At 57.0% G+C, this 13635-nt stretch carries 28 protein-coding genes; 11 read left to right on the top strand and 17 right to left on the bottom strand.

Going from position 1 to position 13635, the window contains the following annotated elements:
* Window positions 1-91: 91 nt before the first annotated feature.
* From ACX3YF_RS18025 to ACX3YF_RS17950, 16 genes are all read right to left on the bottom strand, one after another.
* Entirely contained in the window at window positions 92-778 is a 687-nt protein-coding gene (locus ACX3YF_RS18025) for a hypothetical protein (protein ID WP_458974035.1), read from the bottom strand.
* On the bottom strand, window positions 775-1914 hold the full coding sequence (locus ACX3YF_RS18020; protein ID WP_458974034.1) for a winged helix-turn-helix domain-containing protein: 1140 nt from the start codon (window positions 1912-1914) through the stop codon (window positions 775-777). The genes ACX3YF_RS18025 and ACX3YF_RS18020 overlap by 4 nt, the downstream gene beginning before the upstream one ends.
* Window positions 1911-2189, bottom strand: a complete 279-nt coding sequence (locus ACX3YF_RS18015) for a DUF6378 domain-containing protein (protein ID WP_458974033.1) — start codon at window positions 2187-2189, stop codon at window positions 1911-1913. The genes ACX3YF_RS18020 and ACX3YF_RS18015 overlap by 4 nt, the downstream gene beginning before the upstream one ends.
* A complete protein-coding gene (locus tag ACX3YF_RS18010) occupies window positions 2186-2383 on the bottom strand; it encodes a hypothetical protein (protein ID WP_458974032.1) in 198 nt (65 codons plus the stop codon). The genes ACX3YF_RS18015 and ACX3YF_RS18010 overlap by 4 nt, the downstream gene beginning before the upstream one ends.
* Window positions 2380-2697 carry a hypothetical protein gene (locus tag ACX3YF_RS18005; protein ID WP_458974031.1) on the bottom strand — a complete coding sequence of 106 codons (318 nt, stop codon included), beginning with the start codon at window positions 2695-2697 and terminating at the stop codon, window positions 2380-2382. Before ACX3YF_RS18005 ends, ACX3YF_RS18010 begins: the two co-directional genes overlap by 4 nt.
* Window positions 2698-2794: 97 nt before the next feature.
* Window positions 2795-3379 (bottom strand): recombination protein NinG, encoded by a 585-nt coding sequence (locus tag ACX3YF_RS18000; RefSeq protein ID WP_458974030.1) that lies wholly within the window; start codon window positions 3377-3379, stop codon window positions 2795-2797.
* 91 nt (window positions 3380-3470) lie between these two features.
* Window positions 3471-3938, bottom strand: coding sequence for a recombination protein NinB (locus ACX3YF_RS17995; protein WP_458974029.1), 468 nt, complete (start codon window positions 3936-3938; stop codon window positions 3471-3473).
* Window positions 3931-4134, bottom strand: coding sequence for a hypothetical protein (locus tag ACX3YF_RS17990; RefSeq protein ID WP_458974028.1), 204 nt, complete (start codon window positions 4132-4134; stop codon window positions 3931-3933). The genes ACX3YF_RS17995 and ACX3YF_RS17990 overlap by 8 nt, the downstream gene beginning before the upstream one ends.
* Window positions 4127-4342, bottom strand: a complete 216-nt coding sequence (locus tag ACX3YF_RS17985) for a TraR/DksA C4-type zinc finger protein (protein ID WP_458974027.1) — start codon at window positions 4340-4342, stop codon at window positions 4127-4129. Before ACX3YF_RS17985 ends, ACX3YF_RS17990 begins: the two co-directional genes overlap by 8 nt.
* Window positions 4342-4623: a hypothetical protein gene (locus ACX3YF_RS17980; protein ID WP_458974026.1), complete on the bottom strand. Its 282-nt coding sequence runs from the start codon at window positions 4621-4623 to the stop codon at window positions 4342-4344. Before ACX3YF_RS17980 ends, ACX3YF_RS17985 begins: the two co-directional genes overlap by 1 nt.
* Entirely contained in the window at window positions 4623-5429 is an 807-nt protein-coding gene (locus tag ACX3YF_RS17975) for an ATP-binding protein (RefSeq protein WP_458974025.1), read from the bottom strand. Before ACX3YF_RS17975 ends, ACX3YF_RS17980 begins: the two co-directional genes overlap by 1 nt.
* Complete coding sequence (locus ACX3YF_RS17970; protein WP_458974024.1) at window positions 5419-6216, bottom strand: Pyocin large subunit-like protein; 798 nt, start codon at window positions 6214-6216, stop codon at window positions 5419-5421. The genes ACX3YF_RS17975 and ACX3YF_RS17970 overlap by 11 nt, the downstream gene beginning before the upstream one ends.
* Before the next feature lie 2 nt (window positions 6217-6218).
* Window positions 6219-7022, bottom strand: a complete 804-nt coding sequence (locus ACX3YF_RS17965) for a KilA-N domain-containing protein (protein ID WP_458974023.1) — start codon at window positions 7020-7022, stop codon at window positions 6219-6221.
* An 87-nt stretch (window positions 7023-7109) separates the two neighbouring features.
* Window positions 7110-7352, bottom strand: coding sequence for a hypothetical protein (locus ACX3YF_RS17960; protein ID WP_458974022.1), 243 nt, complete (start codon window positions 7350-7352; stop codon window positions 7110-7112).
* Window positions 7353-7371: 19 nt separating this feature from the next.
* The gene (locus ACX3YF_RS17955; protein WP_027921524.1) at window positions 7372-7566 is read right to left on the bottom strand and encodes a hypothetical protein; all 195 of its coding nucleotides are present in this window, start codon (window positions 7564-7566) and stop codon (window positions 7372-7374) included.
* Window positions 7567-7596: 30 nt separating this feature from the next.
* Window positions 7597-7845 carry a Cro/CI family transcriptional regulator gene (locus tag ACX3YF_RS17950; protein ID WP_458974021.1) on the bottom strand — a complete coding sequence of 83 codons (249 nt, stop codon included), beginning with the start codon at window positions 7843-7845 and terminating at the stop codon, window positions 7597-7599.
* 95 nt (window positions 7846-7940) lie between these two features.
* On the opposite strand from ACX3YF_RS17950, the gene ACX3YF_RS17945 reads away from it, so the two are divergent.
* Together ACX3YF_RS17945 and ACX3YF_RS17940 are read left to right on the top strand one after the other, a co-directional pair.
* On the top strand, window positions 7941-8795 hold the full coding sequence (locus ACX3YF_RS17945; RefSeq protein WP_458974020.1) for a S24 family peptidase: 855 nt from the start codon (window positions 7941-7943) through the stop codon (window positions 8793-8795).
* Between the two features lie 108 nt (window positions 8796-8903).
* On the top strand, window positions 8904-9497 hold the full coding sequence (locus ACX3YF_RS17940; RefSeq protein ID WP_458974019.1) for a hypothetical protein: 594 nt from the start codon (window positions 8904-8906) through the stop codon (window positions 9495-9497).
* Between the two features lie 51 nt (window positions 9498-9548).
* On the opposite strand, the gene ACX3YF_RS17935 is transcribed toward ACX3YF_RS17940, so the two are convergent.
* Window positions 9549-9866 carry a DUF1654 domain-containing protein gene (locus ACX3YF_RS17935; RefSeq protein WP_458974018.1) on the bottom strand — a complete coding sequence of 106 codons (318 nt, stop codon included), beginning with the start codon at window positions 9864-9866 and terminating at the stop codon, window positions 9549-9551.
* 481 nt (window positions 9867-10347) lie between these two features.
* Between ACX3YF_RS17935 and ACX3YF_RS17930 the strand changes: the two genes are divergently transcribed.
* The 9 genes from ACX3YF_RS17930 to ACX3YF_RS17890 all read left to right on the top strand — a co-directional run bounded on the left by ACX3YF_RS17930 (window position 10348) and on the right by ACX3YF_RS17890 (window position 13434).
* A complete protein-coding gene (locus tag ACX3YF_RS17930) occupies window positions 10348-10620 on the top strand; it encodes a hypothetical protein (RefSeq protein WP_458974017.1) in 273 nt (90 codons plus the stop codon).
* 331 nt (window positions 10621-10951) lie between these two features.
* Window positions 10952-11239 carry a hypothetical protein gene (locus ACX3YF_RS17925; RefSeq protein WP_458974016.1) on the top strand — a complete coding sequence of 96 codons (288 nt, stop codon included), beginning with the start codon at window positions 10952-10954 and terminating at the stop codon, window positions 11237-11239.
* 354 nt (window positions 11240-11593) lie between these two features.
* Window positions 11594-11851 (top strand): hypothetical protein, encoded by a 258-nt coding sequence (locus ACX3YF_RS17920; RefSeq protein ID WP_458974015.1) that lies wholly within the window; start codon window positions 11594-11596, stop codon window positions 11849-11851.
* Window positions 11848-12042, top strand: a complete 195-nt coding sequence (locus ACX3YF_RS17915) for a hypothetical protein (RefSeq protein WP_458974014.1) — start codon at window positions 11848-11850, stop codon at window positions 12040-12042. Before ACX3YF_RS17920 ends, ACX3YF_RS17915 begins: the two co-directional genes overlap by 4 nt.
* Window positions 12039-12326, top strand: coding sequence for a hypothetical protein (locus ACX3YF_RS17910; protein WP_458974013.1), 288 nt, complete (start codon window positions 12039-12041; stop codon window positions 12324-12326). The genes ACX3YF_RS17915 and ACX3YF_RS17910 overlap by 4 nt, the downstream gene beginning before the upstream one ends.
* Window positions 12327-12468: 142 nt before the next feature.
* Complete coding sequence (locus tag ACX3YF_RS17905) at window positions 12469-12867, top strand: hypothetical protein (RefSeq protein ID WP_458974012.1); 399 nt, start codon at window positions 12469-12471, stop codon at window positions 12865-12867.
* Complete coding sequence (locus tag ACX3YF_RS17900) at window positions 12864-13079, top strand: hypothetical protein (protein ID WP_458974011.1); 216 nt, start codon at window positions 12864-12866, stop codon at window positions 13077-13079. Before ACX3YF_RS17905 ends, ACX3YF_RS17900 begins: the two co-directional genes overlap by 4 nt.
* Window positions 13076-13246, top strand: a complete 171-nt coding sequence (locus ACX3YF_RS17895) for a hypothetical protein (protein WP_458974010.1) — start codon at window positions 13076-13078, stop codon at window positions 13244-13246. The genes ACX3YF_RS17900 and ACX3YF_RS17895 overlap by 4 nt, the downstream gene beginning before the upstream one ends.
* Window positions 13243-13434 carry a hypothetical protein gene (locus tag ACX3YF_RS17890; protein WP_458974009.1) on the top strand — a complete coding sequence of 64 codons (192 nt, stop codon included), beginning with the start codon at window positions 13243-13245 and terminating at the stop codon, window positions 13432-13434. Before ACX3YF_RS17895 ends, ACX3YF_RS17890 begins: the two co-directional genes overlap by 4 nt.
* The last annotated feature ends 201 nt before the right edge of the window (window positions 13435-13635 follow it).

Raw genomic sequence — 13635 nt, 5'->3', positions numbered from 1 at the left:
CGCGGTGGCTGGGCTTCTGAGGTCGTGTGCTTTGGTGGTGACTTGTGCACTATGGGAAAAGTACCCGCAAATCCCCACCATGTCAATATGTTTATGCCGCCTCTTCTTCTTTTTCCGCGTGTATCACCTGCCAGATAGGCTGAAGTGCCTGAATATCAACTTCCTTGATCACCGCTTTCAGGGAATCCCACAACTCCAGCCAATCACGGTTCCAGTGCTTCGGCTCGATCGACACTCCGAAAAAGTCTTTCATCTCCGTCGCCACCCTTGCCGGCCCCCACTCTGCCGCCCCGCTTACTTCACCCTTGTACGACTGGAGCGCCATGGTTACCAGGTACTGGGCCTTCACCCGCTTGGCTGATGTCAGGTCTGGCAAAGCAGCCTTCGCGGTGATCAGCAGCACCGCGTTCATGACGTGTTGCATGGTCATGCATGGGTGATACAGGAAGTGCCCGACCTGCTGAACCTGGAATGGCAGCGTGTCGATAGCGCGGAGCACCTTGCCGATGGCCGCCAGATGTGCGGCGCGGGCGGTAGACCGGCCGGCAGATGTACGGCGGGTCTCGCTGATGCTGATCCGTTGCCCAGGCACCGAGAAGCGACCAGCCTCCTCACCCTTTTCACTGCCTAGTGCGGGGAACTGGGCCTCGCGCTTGCCAATGCGGCCTCCAGTCTTCACTGGTGCCGACTCTGCCCGGTCGATTGCTACCGCGCTGATCGATGCATTCGATTCGTGTTGTGCTTCGGTCCATACCTGTCTTGCATTGATTAGCTTCATGCTGCCCCCGCTTTCAACATGTCGGAATTGATGGTCAGGCGCCCTACCTCGCCGTATTGCTTGTGGTAGGTGATGACCTTTGCGTCACGGCCACTGATCCATCCGCCACGGCTTGCATAGGCATCAGGCGCGGCCAGAGTGCGGTGCTGCTCCACAATCATCAGGTTGTTTTCCTTGATGTCGACGTGGTGCAGGTGGCCGAGGTGCGCATAGCTGTGCTGAGTGCGACCAAAGACGTCACGGAACTTGGCGACGAACACATCCGATACCGATGCTGGCTTTTTCTTGTGGCCGTGGTGGAAGAACAGGCTGGTCTGGCCGTGCTCGACGCAGTAGTACGGATCCGGGCTGCGGTCGACGGTGATGCGCGGCTCGTTCTCGTAGATCGCAGAGAACCATTCGCGCAGCCAGATGGAGCTGGCGGTGTCGTGGTTACCCTCGGCCATCAGGACGTGAACCTTCTGGTGCTTGGTGAGCAGCATGTCGACGACGCGGCGAGTTACGCGGATTGCCACGCGCACCAGCTTCTGGAACCTGGTGTCAGCGTCGAGCAGGTGCTTGCTGGCCGGCGTTACGGCATCGAGCCCGTCCCAATGCAGATAGTCACCGAGCTGCGCAAACACCCCGATCTCAGCATCCGGCGCCATCCGGATTGCCGCTGCGAACCAAGCAACAAGCTGCTGTTCGGCAATGCTCAGGTCGTAGTCGGCGCCCGTCTCTTCGTGCCAGGACAGCAGGCCGAGGTGGTAATCGGTCACGACGTAGCAGTTCAGCAGGTCGGTGTTGCAGGCGGCCGGCGCCGGCGCGAACGCCATCCGCGGCAGATCCTCGCCCATAGCCTCGACGGCGGCCTGCATCAGCTCCCGCTGCCGCTCATGGTCGATGTTCGTCTTCACCCACTGAAGCACCGGGGCCTTCACGCCTTCCTTGTACAGACTCGACGTGCCCTTCAGGTGAAACCCATCCGGCACGATGTGCGTCATGTCGTGTTCCGGGCTCCAGCCTTTGCGGGCCATCTTCGCCTTGCGCTTGTACAACGTCCGCTCATTCAGGCCGAAGTGAGCAGCCGCTTCCGCCATTGTCATGGTCTTGAGCGCTTCGATGATTTGCTCATCGCTCGCTTTGCATTCGGTCATTGGGCGGCTCCGGCGAGGGCTTCGGCCTTCAGCGCGGCATAGGCCACGCAGTCTTCGGCGGAATCAGCGTGGTAGGCCGGGTTCTGCCACTGGCGCACGTCCTTCAGGATCTGGAGCAGCAGCCAACCTTCAGCCTCGCTAAGCGCTTGGCCGGTGATGGTGTTGAACGCCGACACAGCAGTCCCCATGCTGCGCTCCCCTTCTGGCTTGTCGTACTGCTTCCCCCGCTCCAGCATGATGGCCTGGGCCTTTCCGAGAAATTCGTGTGCCTTCATGCTGCGATCCCCATGGTCGATTTAAAGTGTTCGCTGCAGGCTGCCTTGGCCTTGTCCAGATCCTTGCCTGAGTGCAGGATTTTCCCCGAGGGTGTCCGGGCGACGTAGGCCGCGCCATGCTCGAGCGCGTACTTGCTCAGCAGATAGCCCTCATCGCTGGACAGACAGTGCTTGCTGATGGCTTTCCAGTTCATGGCCTCCTCCGATCGTGGAAATTTCCGCCACGTCGCTTGTATGGGGTATTGAACTGGGCATTTGCTGCGCGCCCGGCATCGCGCAGGCTCACTTCCGCGTTGTCCTCATAGCCTTTCCAGACGACTTCATCGCCGGTCCGTCCAGAAAGAATCAGCACTAGCGCGGTCGGCTCGCACTCAACGTCGTCACGCTGTATCCACGTCGCGACAGTCCTTAGGTACTCGGCCAGCACGTTGCGTTTTTCTTGCTCGCGAGCGATACGCTTGTTTTCCAGGCGGCGAGACGCGGGAAACTGATGAATTTCTGCTGTCATGTCCGAATCCCCCGGCGAATCAAGGCAGCCAATACGCAATACCCCGGCATGATCAGGAGTAGCCACAGGTGAGGCAGGATGTCGCTTGGAATGGTGGTCATGCCGCTGATCTCCTTAGTTCACGGGTCTTGGCGCGGTATTTGGCGGTGATGGCCTTCAGATCTTCGATGGTGTAGCGCTTGGGCTCATGAGGACCTTCGAGCCATTCAACGAGCTCGGCGCCGATCCGCTTCACCAGCTCGATGCGGTACTCAACAATTGCCCCGGACTTCCCCATGTTGCAGTTGCGATTGCACTGCAAATGAACGTTGAGCGGCTCAAATCGAAGCTCTGGGCACGACTTGACGGTGCGGTAGTGGCCGGCTGCGTATTGGACATTCGCGGTCGTTCCACATGAGATGCATGGCTTCCCGGCGTCTCTGGCGCGTATCCAGGCGTTAAACGCGATCTGGCAGTCACGCATGTACTGACCCTTCGGCTTAACGCGCTCCTTGGCCGCTCTCAGCTCCTTGCGCCCTACATCGGCAAGGGCCTTACGCGCCTTGTCAGCGTTAACGTCCTTGGTTGCCAGTCCACAGGCAGGGCTGCAGACCTTCTGACCGAGGCGCTGAGGTACGAATGAGGCCCTGCACTCTTCGTTGATGCAGGTCTTGGGCTTGCGCGGTTTTGATGAGAGGCTCATCAGCGAACCTCCATCACGGCAGCGATCAGGCAGCACACCACAGCACCAAACGGCTCACCGCCCATGGCCAGAATCAGCGCGATAAACCAAATCATGCTGCCGCCTCCCAAGTCTCTGGCATCTGCCCTTTCGGCTCGCTCCAGGTGACGCCCTTCTCGGCGCCGAAGACGTACATGCATTCGATGACATCGCCCAATTCGGCAACGGTCATGCGCTTGGTGCTCTCCCCGAGCATCACCACGCCGCCGTTGATGCCTTGGGCCATGCGGATCTCTTGGCGGGCTGCGGCGGTCATCAGGGCTTTCCAGTCTTCACTGTCGAGCTTCTGCATGACGCCGTTGACCGGCCATTCAACCTGGCGAGAGATGTCGCCGAGCATTGCCCACAGCTTGGCGTTCTGCTCCAGCGTGCGGCGGGACTTCACCGGGCGGACGATGATCTCGACTGCGCTGGACACCGACAGGTCGAAGGCGAACTGATAGGCCAGCTTGAACACGTCGCGGATTCGATTGGCGCCGGCAGACCAGAAGTGGCGAGGTTTGACGATGACGTTACTCATAGCCAACCTCCTGCCGCGACGGCGCCTTCCACTCCCAAAAAGGCCCATTGTTTTTCATCACGCCCTTGCGCTTGAGGCGCTGAAGGGCCTTGCTCACCTCTTCCCGAGGAACCTTCAATGCGCCCGAGCAAATCCAGGCAGTGGCGCCGCCCTGCTCTTGGTAGTAAGCGAGTACGGATTGATCGAACTTACCCACGGCGCACCCCCTTCGCTTTCAGGTCGCTGATGGACTGGCACCCAGCGCACAGCTGCACCCCCGGAATAGCCTGGCGACGGCCTTCTGGAATCTCTTCGCCGCACTCGCACTCTGTGGCGCTGATGCCGGTGTAACGGGGGATCTGGGCAAGCGCTTGGTCGCGGCGCTGCTCAATGAGGATGTCGGCGTCATCGCAGATGTCAGCCATTACGAAGCCCTCCGATTGCTGCGTTCGATCTCGTCTTTTCGAATAGCTCTGGCCATCGTGAAGACGCAGTATCCAAACGTGACGAAGATCGGCGCGAAAAGAATCCATCCGTTTATGACCCATGCCTTGCGCCAAGCCAGCGAGCCGAACGTGGTGCCGTCATAAATCCACGGGGCGACCCAAATGGTGTTCACCGGCCCCCAGATAATCGTTATGAACAGCAGCATCGAGATCATGGCGACAACAACTCGAATAGCCGCTCTATCGGTATGATCTTTCATCAGAAGCCCTCCTTGCCGCGTTGTGATTCCCAGTCGAACTTGACCGCAATACCGCCACCTTCGCGTAGGCGATCGACGCAGCGATCCCCTAGCGCGCCGGGTAACTCGTCGGCCTTCAGGTTGGAAACGATGATGGTCGGGCGCTGCTGCTCGTAGCGGCCGTTAATGATGGAGAACAGGGTGGACAGCTCGAAGTCGCTTGGCCTTTCCTTGCTGGCCCCGATCTCGTCCAGGACCAGCAGAGAAGGTCCTATGAGGCTCGACAGGATCTGAGCCTCAGACTGATCGCTGGATCTGTCGAACGTAGCCCTGATCGATTGCAGGACGGCTCCTACGGTGCGATACACGGCTGTTGCGCTGGAAGTGCTCATGATTTGGTTGGCGATCGATACGGCGAGATGGGTTTTCCCGGTCCCAGGCTTTCCCAACAGCAGCAGGCAACGGCCAGTCTCGAAGATCTCCGGGAACACGTCGGCATACTTGCGGCAGATGCGCAGCGCTTCCTTCTGCTCGCCAGTCTTGGCGACGTATCCGTCAAAGGTCTTGCCGGTGAATCGTTTAGGAATAAGCGCTGAGCCGAGCTTTTCAGCCATCCGCATACGTTCCAGCATTGCGTCATGGGCCTGCGTGCGCACCGCCTCCTCCTCGTTGCGGATGCGGCTGCACTCAGGGCAACCCGTCTTGAACTCCTTTCCAAAGATCACGTTGATCTTTTGGCTGAATGGCCCGTGATCGTCACACACAGCTGGCTGGGCATGCGGCTCAGCAACTGCCGATGGCATTGCAATAACGTTTTCAGAACGCATGAGTGCCATCCTCCCGCTGGGTCAGGCCAGCGGAGTAGTCGCGAGTGTCAAAGCCGGTATGGCGAGATTGTGGGAATGGATGGACGTTGTTTGGCGGCGTGACAACCTCGTCCTCCCAGCGCTTTCCGTTGAGCCAAGTAGATGGGTGCGGGATGAACTGGCCGTTGTCTTTGGTCCATGCGGGCGACACGACCTGCTTGGCGAGGCCTTCAGCGATCAGTTCGAAGAGGCCTTCAGTGACCTTGATTTTCGACCAAGCCTTCTGCGCAGCCGCCTTGCACTTCTTGTTCGGGTACATCGCCCAGAACTTTGCGAAGAGGTCCTCCCGATCTGGAATCGAGGAAGTCTTTTGATCTTGATCTTTATTCTCTTCTCTTCTCTTCTCTTCTCTGGTCACGCTTTTGTCCGCATCACTAGCGGACACATTGCGGACACCCCCGGATTCACGGGAGTTGCGCTTCCTTTCAGAGTCATTTGCGCGGCGTTTTGCACTCTTTCCGTTGTGCTCATCGAAGCGCGGCATGATCAAACAGTGGTCGTCAGTGATGCAGGCCCATTCGACGTCAACCATGGCCTGAGTGAAGCCTGGCCAGCCGATTACAGCGTCCATTGCATCGACAGTGTAACCATGAAGCACACCGTCATCGGAATGGGTGTCGAAAATGCTCCAAGCGACATGTAGTCCGCCGATAACCCGCAATCTGTCCGCTTGCAATGCGGACACCATGCGGAAAACTTTCGGATGAGTTTGAAGGTCAATTCGCATTTTTATCCAGTCTCCGGCCATGGTCAGAACTCCAGGCGCTTGATTTCAGAAAGAAGCGCACGGCTATGGCGCTGGATGTAAACCTTGCTCAGCTGCTCCTTGCGGGCCTCATAAGGCATACCGACGTCGATCAGCGAGGCATTCAGGCGCTGCAAATGCTCGATGCACTTGATCTCGCATGGAGTTAGGTGGTCGCGGATGCTTTCGTTCTGGCTGATGCAGTGAGCAACGCGGTACTGCTTGGATGGCATGCCGAGGGCGATGCGGTTGATCAGGTCGAATTCGGTGCTGAAGTGGTAGTGCTTCACTTCTTTACCGGCAGCTAGGCGACCATGCTTTATTGCGTCAGTGAGAGCCGGCGCTTCAAGGCGCGCACGCTCGCGGGACATTGCGTGGTCAACACCTTCTCGAACGCTCTCGGCGGCAGAACGCTTTGCGGATTGAAAGGTGCGGTAGACGTCGACCTCGAAAGCAGGCTCTATCCACGCGGCATAACGGATGGCAATCAGTTCATCAGCAAATGTTCCGCCAGACCGGCCTGGGAGCTTTACGCAAACTGCTATTTTCGTAGCAGTTTCTAGAGCCTTTATGAATGCAGACACGGAGTCAGCTTTCAGGAAGTTGCCGGGGCGCTGGCTATCAGTAGCCTTGCCATTCTCTACAGCAGATCGATGCAGATCATTCAGCGAATAGCGACCGTCTGCGTCACGACGAATAGTCACGCCGCCGACATCTACGGCGGAAATCCGCGACACATTTTCATCAAGGACGAAACGTGGCGCGGAATGAATTGATAGGGGATTGACTTTGGTATGTTGAGTGCGCATTATCTGCTCCAGAACTTAGTGCAATGCGAAACACAGAAAGCCACCCTTGCCCGGTGGCTTTTTTGTGTCTTCGATTTGGTGAGCCAGCTATTCAAGGTCTTCATCAGCCCCTCCTTTTTCAGGCCCTTTTAAGTCCGGCGGATGGTTGCGCCGGGGTGTTGGCAGGTTTCGAAGCTTTCCTGCTCCCTTTGGCCTGGTCTTCTCGAAAAAGCGTTCTGCTCCAAGCTTTGCGGCGTACTCGTCGGGCGTCATGCCCGCGTCTTTTGCCAACCGTTCAAGCTTTTCGTAGAGGCGCCCATCGATCCCATGGCAGATCGTGGTTTCAGGCACATAGCCTCCTTCAGGCCCTTCAGGCCGACATGTGTTTACCGGTAGCATCTGTCTCAACGATGCTTTCCAGCTTTTCCTCAACGCACATGCGAACGAACACGGCGAGCTGAAGCTTGTGGAGTCGCGCTACCGCTTTCAGCGCTTCATAGGTTTCGTCGTCATAGCGGGATTTGATCTCCCGATCCTTTAGGTGGCGTGTGTCGTCGTAGGCCATTTATTTATTCCTTGCGTGGTTGAAATTGGGTTAAGCGGCAGAAAGGGATTGGCTGGGGTCAGCATTGATCTGACCCCATGGAAAAGATGGGCAGAGGTCGGACTTTTTGATCTGGCCTTCGGTCAATGCCTCGATTTGGAGGGCTCGCTTTGCCGGTACGGCGCGCTCGCCCGAGCACCACTGGTTGACGGTTGGAGCTGTAACCCGAAGCAGGCGCGCCAGTTCCGCTTGGCTGCCCAGCAGTCGGGATGCTTCTTTGGCTGCATCTGCTGATTTCATGAGTTCTCTCCTGGAGATTGGATGTGAATATAAGGCATTACCTTATCATAGACAAGCCATTGCCTAATCAATGCCAAAATAGGCCTAATTAGGCAATGCTTACCGGACCGGAATTAGGTGCCGCCATTGAGGCCGCACGGATCGCCAAGGGCGTATCGAAAAAGAAACTCGCAGACGACTTCCTGGTGAAGCCTCCGTCGGTACAGGGCTGGGTGAAAAACGGTCGTATCGACAAGTCGAAACTGATGGACGTGATCGCCTACTTCGCTGATGTCGTAGGCCCAGAGCATTGGGGTTTGCGTCCTGGCTTTTCTTACGAAAACCTCTCGGATGACTCAGCCGAAGCTCTCATTGGTCAAATTGAGGACGCGCCGGAGCCACCAGCATCGGCGGCTGAGATTGTTCGCCGGATGCTGATGACTCAAGGAAAGGGGTTATCGAGCGATGTTCGCGACCGAATCGTGGCGGCGGCTGAAACGCCGAGCAATGTTGTGACCGCAGATTTCTCTCGCCACGGCCTAGTTGGTGACGAAATCAGGATTGCGCACTACGACGTCCGCGGCGCAATGGGTGATGGGCAGAAGGCGGCTGACTTCCCAGAGATGCTCAAGGATATTCGCGTTAGTCAAAAGCATCTTCGCGAGCTTGGCGTTGAGTACGAAGACTTCAACTACCTCAAGCTGGTCACCGGCTGGGGCCAGTCAATGGAGCCGACGATCAAGCATCGAGACCCGCTGATCGTAGACATTAGCATCAGGGATTTCGTGGGGGACGGCATCTATCTTTATGTGTGGGATGACCTGCTGTACATCAAGCGCGTGCAGGTCGCTGATGCCGATCACTTTGAAATCATCTCGGATAACGCACGCCACACGCCAAAGCGTATACGGCGGGACGACACCCACATCCTCGCGCGCGTGCTACTGGTGTGGAATGCGCACCTGGTTTAGCTGGCGCGTGGCCCACCCAGTGCGGTATTTTTCGCTCCCGCCCTTACCTGCTAGACAATGATGGCCGTGCACCGAGGTAGAGTTCTAGATCAACCCTGGAGGGAACCAATGAAATCGAAGATTGCCTTTTTCCTGCTTGCATCTCTCGTCACGAGCTCAGCTTTAGCGGCAAAAAAACCAGCAGAACCACCACCCTGGAATCTAGAGCCTGATAGTTTCATGGGCGTAAAGCTCAGCGGGGATATTGTTTATGATTTGCCCGAGTGCCCTCGCCTATCTCCTGGGCAAGAACCCGCAAGCCTCTGCCGAGATAAGGCGTACACAGCCGACTACTACGAAATAAAAGGTCTGCCGAAGCTTGGGCTCTCGTACTTTTACAGCCTCAATACAATGCTTTCTGATAGGAAGATCGAGTATCTGTACCTTTCTGGGAACACCCGCGACTTCGATAAGGTGAAAGCGTTATTCATATCGAAATACGGCCAGCCATCGACCAGTTCTGTTCAGGCGGTGAAGACCCAGGCCGGGGCCACCTTCGAGAATGACATCCTTATTTGGAAGGGTCGCAGGGTAACGATTTCACTGAATCGCTACTCAGACGATATCAATACCTTCGGAGCGTCTGTTTCGAATAATGAGGTTGCCGCATCTGTCGCGATGAAAAAAGCAGCTAAGGCCAGCGAGGCAGCATCAAAGCTGTAACAGCCTGAAAATGTAAAAAGCCCGCCACTGAGCGCGGGCTTTTTTGTAACTTCAGAACGGCGCGACCTCCTCCACTTCAAGTTCATCCTCCACTTCCACGGGGCGATCTTCCTCCACGCTCGCCTCCCACTTCAGCGTCACCGACTCATCGTCATTGAATGTCATGTCGATGCCATCCGTCTCGGATAGCAGGCCCATCACCTCCTCCCACTCTTGATCACCATCCGAATCCAGGCGATGGATCATTACCCAGCGCTGAGCCTGCGCGGCAGGGTGATTGATCATCGAAGACACCCGCAGCCCCAGCCTTTCAATACCGCTCATTTCCTTCCGCTCTGCCTTCTTTTCTGGTTTTCGCGCCTTCGCCATTACCGCCTCCAAGTGCTGTACATCCATACAGGTTTAGCAAAGCTTATCGCAACGGCTGCGAAAAGCAACACCCCAAATCGAACCGACAGCTGAGGAAAATTATTTGAAAATAATTAGGCATTACCTATTTACAGACATTAGGCATTGGCTTATCTTTTGTTCAACGCCACAGAACAACGAGGCGCCAGGGACTGAAAAGTCCTGCAGCTCTTTAACAACTCAGGATCCTCGCCATCGACTACCCCGGACGTTTCGGTAAGTGCGAGCAACAAATAGTCGATGCCATGCCAGCTCTGGAACTGGCCGTGCTCACCAGATGTGAGTACGCGAAACCACGCAAGCCAGCCGGGAAGAACACTGAACACGAAATGTGTGACGCCGGCCAGAGATATGAATCGGGCGATGCGCGTGGTGGAGATGACAGATTTCCTCGATGACCTTGGCAACAGGGTCATCCGGAAAATCAACCGGAGACAGCAGCATGCAAATCAACCAGCAGAAAACGGTGCAGGTCGACGTGACCGAGTTGCACCTGCACATCAAGGTGCGAGACGGCTTCGCTGCCGGTCTGAAGGACGCACAGGGCGAAGAAGTAGGCAGCTACGAAGGTTATGTGCCGGACTTCTTCCCGGGAGACCACTACGGTGATTACCTGGTCCTCAACATCGATCTGGAAACTGGCCAGATCAAGAACTGGAAGAAGCCAACCGCCGACGACATCGAAAAGATGCTCGCCCAGGACGAAGACGACTGAACAACCAGCGCCACGACAGCCTGTCGTTAACTGCCCGATCCTCTCTATGAGAGCGCATCGGTAGATCGTCTGGCCGAGGACAACCCCGCCGCTCACAAGCATGCCGAAGCGGGTCGAGCTATGAATCTAGACGATCTACCGATGTGGACGAAGCAACACTCCTCGCAACGAGGCCACCTACATCGATGACTGACGCAACACCCAGTCGCTGCCTCCAGTAGAGAGCGACCGGATATCAGATGGCTTCCTGCTGTTTCAGGCTGGCCATCTGGCTTTACAAATGCCTCTCACACCCCGGGAGGCATTCGAAAGCCACGAACGGAGCAAGATCATGACGGAAAAACATACGCCTGGGCCGTGGGAAGTAATCACTGAACTGCGGCCAACCGATGAAATCATCTGCGACATGCTGAATTCAGGTTACGTCGCAATCACGCAAGGCCAGAAGCTTGCCAATTGGCGAGACGACGCCAAGCTGATTGCCTCTGCACCAGCGCTTCTGGCTGCACTCAAGACCGCGCATATGGCTTTGATCGGCTATTTGCCAGGTCACCGCAACGAGGTCACTGACAAAGCAATCGCTGATGCTGCTGCGGCAATCGCCAAAGCCACCGAATAACCCGCCCCCCTCTCCGTACACGTCTTGCCAGACGAAAATGGCCCGATATCTCCATGGTGATGGAGAGGCTGTATCGGCAAGCAAGTTCAAGCATTTTGGTGATGCTCGCAAATGGTAGGACGGGATAACTCGAGTAAATCCTTTCTGAGAGTATGCATATCGCTTAAGGCGGTGAATGGAGTTTCGATTACTTCGGAGCTTGCTTGGCCAATACAGTTATCAACTCAACGCGGAGGATTTGCAGCCATGTAACAGACAACAACGATCCGACGCCTCATGCGCCCGGTCGTGACGTAGGGAAGGTAAAGCCTGACTTCGGTCGGGCTTTTTATTGCGCGATTGGAGGTGAGTGTGATGAGCGCGATAGATGAAAGCGGTCCGGCGTTTCCGCTCGACAGCAACCAATACGGAGCGGTGCTTGGCATGAGCCTGCGCGATTACTTCGCGGCCAAGGCGATGGCGGCAGTAATCATGAACCCTGAAACTCAACGCGAATTGGCCAACATGGGGCGCGACGAAGGAATGGTCAGGCGCGACGAAGGAATGGTCGTTATTTCTAAGGTCGCCTATATGCAGGCAGACGCCATGCTCGCCGAGCGGAGCCAGCCATGAGCGAACAACGAAAGCCATATCCGCGCACAGCGGACAACGCCGACAAGATGAACCTGCCAGAAGGCAAGACTTGCGGCGACTGCGTGTACGCAAAGCGCTGCATCGCTATGTTCGGACATATCGCAGAAGACGAGTCGTGCGACTGGGCGCCTTCACGGTTCCGCGAGGCGGTTCAGCAGGTGGCGCCATGACCGACAAGATGCGTGATGAGTTCGAAGCGGCTATTGCAGAAGAGGCCGGTCAGCCATTGACGGCTATACAGCTCAGCCGGAAGGACGATAGCTACTCAACAAGTCCCCTGATTTATGCGTGGTGGGCATGGCGGCAGTCACGCAAGGCAATAGTGATCGAGCTCCCGCCAATGCCGACTGCTCAGCGAACCGACGAAGAAGCAACATTCTCAGGTGGCGGCTGTGACATGCGCCGGAAGTGTTCGAAAGCCATCGAAGCCGCCGGGCTGAAGGTGCAGCCATGAAACGCACAACCCCCTCACCCCGCAAGCCCCGCCCCGACGTCCACGACTGCGCCAAAGGTCGGATGCATGACGCACCGAGGAAGGTCGTCACCACTATGCCGGGCGGGTATATCGCCTAACACACGCCGATCTGGAGGCGACCATGAACGCACTCGCAGCAGCCCAGTCTCGCTGGGACAACATAACTCCGGCCGACACGTCAGCTCGCGACGAGGCTGCTGATGATTGGGCCTACAACGCCGCCGAGCAACTGGTGCTGGGCTGTGACGTTGTGATTCGCACTCGCCGCCAGACGAAGGTGATCAGTTACGCCGACTTTCTCGACAAGGTCCAGGCGCAGCTGAATCAGCGCCAGATCGATGGCGAGGACGACGAGGACAACTTTGCGCAGTTGGTCATTGCCGCAATCAAAGGCGGAAACGGCAAAAGCTTCGCGGAAAAGTTGCTTGGCCTACACGGCCTTCAGGAAATCGCGCTCGAACTGGTCGTGCCATGGTTTGGCCTGGCCATGGAGCAGGTTGCGGAGGATGACGACTCATGAGCGACCAGAAAGCAGCCCTCGCCATCGAGTACGAGGTCGCCAAGATCGGCGTTACTCATTCACCGGTGCCGGATCACACCTTCGTGATGGGCATGATCGAGCTTGCCGAGTTCTGCGAGCTGATCGACCCAGCCACGGCCAACAAGTACCGCAACGAACTGGACGACAAGCGCGCCAAGCGCATCAACGATCTGAAGGGAGTCGCAGCATGAGCCAGCCCGAAGCAACGTTTGACAATCCGCCGACCCCCTACTCCATTGGCTACCGCGCTTACAGCAAGCGCGCTTCGAGCCCTTTCCCAGAAGAAAGCCTCGAACACAGCAACTGGCAGCTCGGCTTCGACGACGCCCGCCACGAAAGACATGGAGATCCGGAATGACTACTTCCCCTGTGAAATCCCTGATCGAAGAACTGGTCGATGAGCTCGTACTTGAGCACTTGTCGCCCTCCCGCATGCCGCTGAATGAAGCGCTCGGCCTGCCCCGTGACACGCTGGTGATCAACTGCCCGATCCGCTCGGCAGTGACCATCAAGAATGGCCGCCGAGTTGTGCGGGTGGCGCAATGAGGAACAAGTACGCAGGCGTCTGCTATCGGTGCCACGGCAATGTTCCAGCAGGCGCAGGGTACTTTGAACGCCATCAAGGTAAGTGGCGCACACAGCACGCCGACTGCGCGATCAAAGCCAAGCAGGAGAAAGAATCATGAAACAACTCTTCTGGATCCTCACCTTCGTGACCGTCCTCATCTGGGGCGCCTACGACGAAAT

It is taken from the genome of Pseudomonas fluorescens group sp. PF-69 (assembly GCF_054481235.1).
Note: the sequence above shows the minus strand (reverse complement) of the source record. Positions and strands in the feature narration are given on the sequence as shown.

What these genes read in the sequence shown, in the direction of transcription:
- ACX3YF_RS18025 (WP_458974035.1), bottom strand. Translation starts at nt 778, where the DNA reads ATGAAGCTAATCAATGCAAGACAGGTATGGACCGAAGCACAACACGAA.
- ACX3YF_RS18020 (WP_458974034.1), bottom strand. Translation starts at nt 1,914, where the DNA reads ATGACCGAATGCAAAGCGAGCGATGAGCAAATCATCGAAGCGCTCAAG.
- ACX3YF_RS18015 (WP_458974033.1), bottom strand. Translation starts at nt 2,189, where the DNA reads ATGAAGGCACACGAATTTCTCGGAAAGGCCCAGGCCATCATGCTGGAG.
- ACX3YF_RS18010 (WP_458974032.1), bottom strand. Translation starts at nt 2,383, where the DNA reads ATGAACTGGAAAGCCATCAGCAAGCACTGTCTGTCCAGCGATGAGGGC.
- ACX3YF_RS18005 (WP_458974031.1), bottom strand. Translation starts at nt 2,697, where the DNA reads ATGACAGCAGAAATTCATCAGTTTCCCGCGTCTCGCCGCCTGGAAAAC.
- ACX3YF_RS18000 (WP_458974030.1), bottom strand. Translation starts at nt 3,379, where the DNA reads ATGAGCCTCTCATCAAAACCGCGCAAGCCCAAGACCTGCATCAACGAA.
- ACX3YF_RS17995 (WP_458974029.1), bottom strand. Translation starts at nt 3,938, where the DNA reads ATGAGTAACGTCATCGTCAAACCTCGCCACTTCTGGTCTGCCGGCGCC.
- ACX3YF_RS17985 (WP_458974027.1), bottom strand. Translation starts at nt 4,342, where the DNA reads ATGGCTGACATCTGCGATGACGCCGACATCCTCATTGAGCAGCGCCGC.
- ACX3YF_RS17980 (WP_458974026.1), bottom strand. Translation starts at nt 4,623, where the DNA reads ATGAAAGATCATACCGATAGAGCGGCTATTCGAGTTGTTGTCGCCATG.
- ACX3YF_RS17975 (WP_458974025.1), bottom strand. Translation starts at nt 5,429, where the DNA reads ATGCGTTCTGAAAACGTTATTGCAATGCCATCGGCAGTTGCTGAGCCG.
- ACX3YF_RS17970 (WP_458974024.1), bottom strand. Translation starts at nt 6,216, where the DNA reads ATGGCCGGAGACTGGATAAAAATGCGAATTGACCTTCAAACTCATCCG.
- ACX3YF_RS17965 (WP_458974023.1), bottom strand. Translation starts at nt 7,022, where the DNA reads ATGCGCACTCAACATACCAAAGTCAATCCCCTATCAATTCATTCCGCG.
- ACX3YF_RS17955 (WP_027921524.1), bottom strand. Translation starts at nt 7,566, where the DNA reads ATGGCCTACGACGACACACGCCACCTAAAGGATCGGGAGATCAAATCC.
- ACX3YF_RS17950 (WP_458974021.1), bottom strand. Translation starts at nt 7,845, where the DNA reads ATGAAATCAGCAGATGCAGCCAAAGAAGCATCCCGACTGCTGGGCAGC.
- ACX3YF_RS17945 (WP_458974020.1), top strand. Translation starts at nt 7,941, where the DNA reads ATGCTTACCGGACCGGAATTAGGTGCCGCCATTGAGGCCGCACGGATC.
- ACX3YF_RS17940 (WP_458974019.1), top strand. Translation starts at nt 8,904, where the DNA reads ATGAAATCGAAGATTGCCTTTTTCCTGCTTGCATCTCTCGTCACGAGC.
- ACX3YF_RS17935 (WP_458974018.1), bottom strand. Translation starts at nt 9,866, where the DNA reads ATGGCGAAGGCGCGAAAACCAGAAAAGAAGGCAGAGCGGAAGGAAATG.
- ACX3YF_RS17930 (WP_458974017.1), top strand. Translation starts at nt 10,348, where the DNA reads ATGCAAATCAACCAGCAGAAAACGGTGCAGGTCGACGTGACCGAGTTG.
- ACX3YF_RS17925 (WP_458974016.1), top strand. Translation starts at nt 10,952, where the DNA reads ATGACGGAAAAACATACGCCTGGGCCGTGGGAAGTAATCACTGAACTG.
- ACX3YF_RS17920 (WP_458974015.1), top strand. Translation starts at nt 11,594, where the DNA reads ATGAGCGCGATAGATGAAAGCGGTCCGGCGTTTCCGCTCGACAGCAAC.
- ACX3YF_RS17915 (WP_458974014.1), top strand. Translation starts at nt 11,848, where the DNA reads ATGAGCGAACAACGAAAGCCATATCCGCGCACAGCGGACAACGCCGAC.
- ACX3YF_RS17910 (WP_458974013.1), top strand. Translation starts at nt 12,039, where the DNA reads ATGACCGACAAGATGCGTGATGAGTTCGAAGCGGCTATTGCAGAAGAG.
- ACX3YF_RS17905 (WP_458974012.1), top strand. Translation starts at nt 12,469, where the DNA reads ATGAACGCACTCGCAGCAGCCCAGTCTCGCTGGGACAACATAACTCCG.
- ACX3YF_RS17900 (WP_458974011.1), top strand. Translation starts at nt 12,864, where the DNA reads ATGAGCGACCAGAAAGCAGCCCTCGCCATCGAGTACGAGGTCGCCAAG.
- ACX3YF_RS17895 (WP_458974010.1), top strand. Translation starts at nt 13,076, where the DNA reads ATGAGCCAGCCCGAAGCAACGTTTGACAATCCGCCGACCCCCTACTCC.
- ACX3YF_RS17890 (WP_458974009.1), top strand. Translation starts at nt 13,243, where the DNA reads ATGACTACTTCCCCTGTGAAATCCCTGATCGAAGAACTGGTCGATGAG.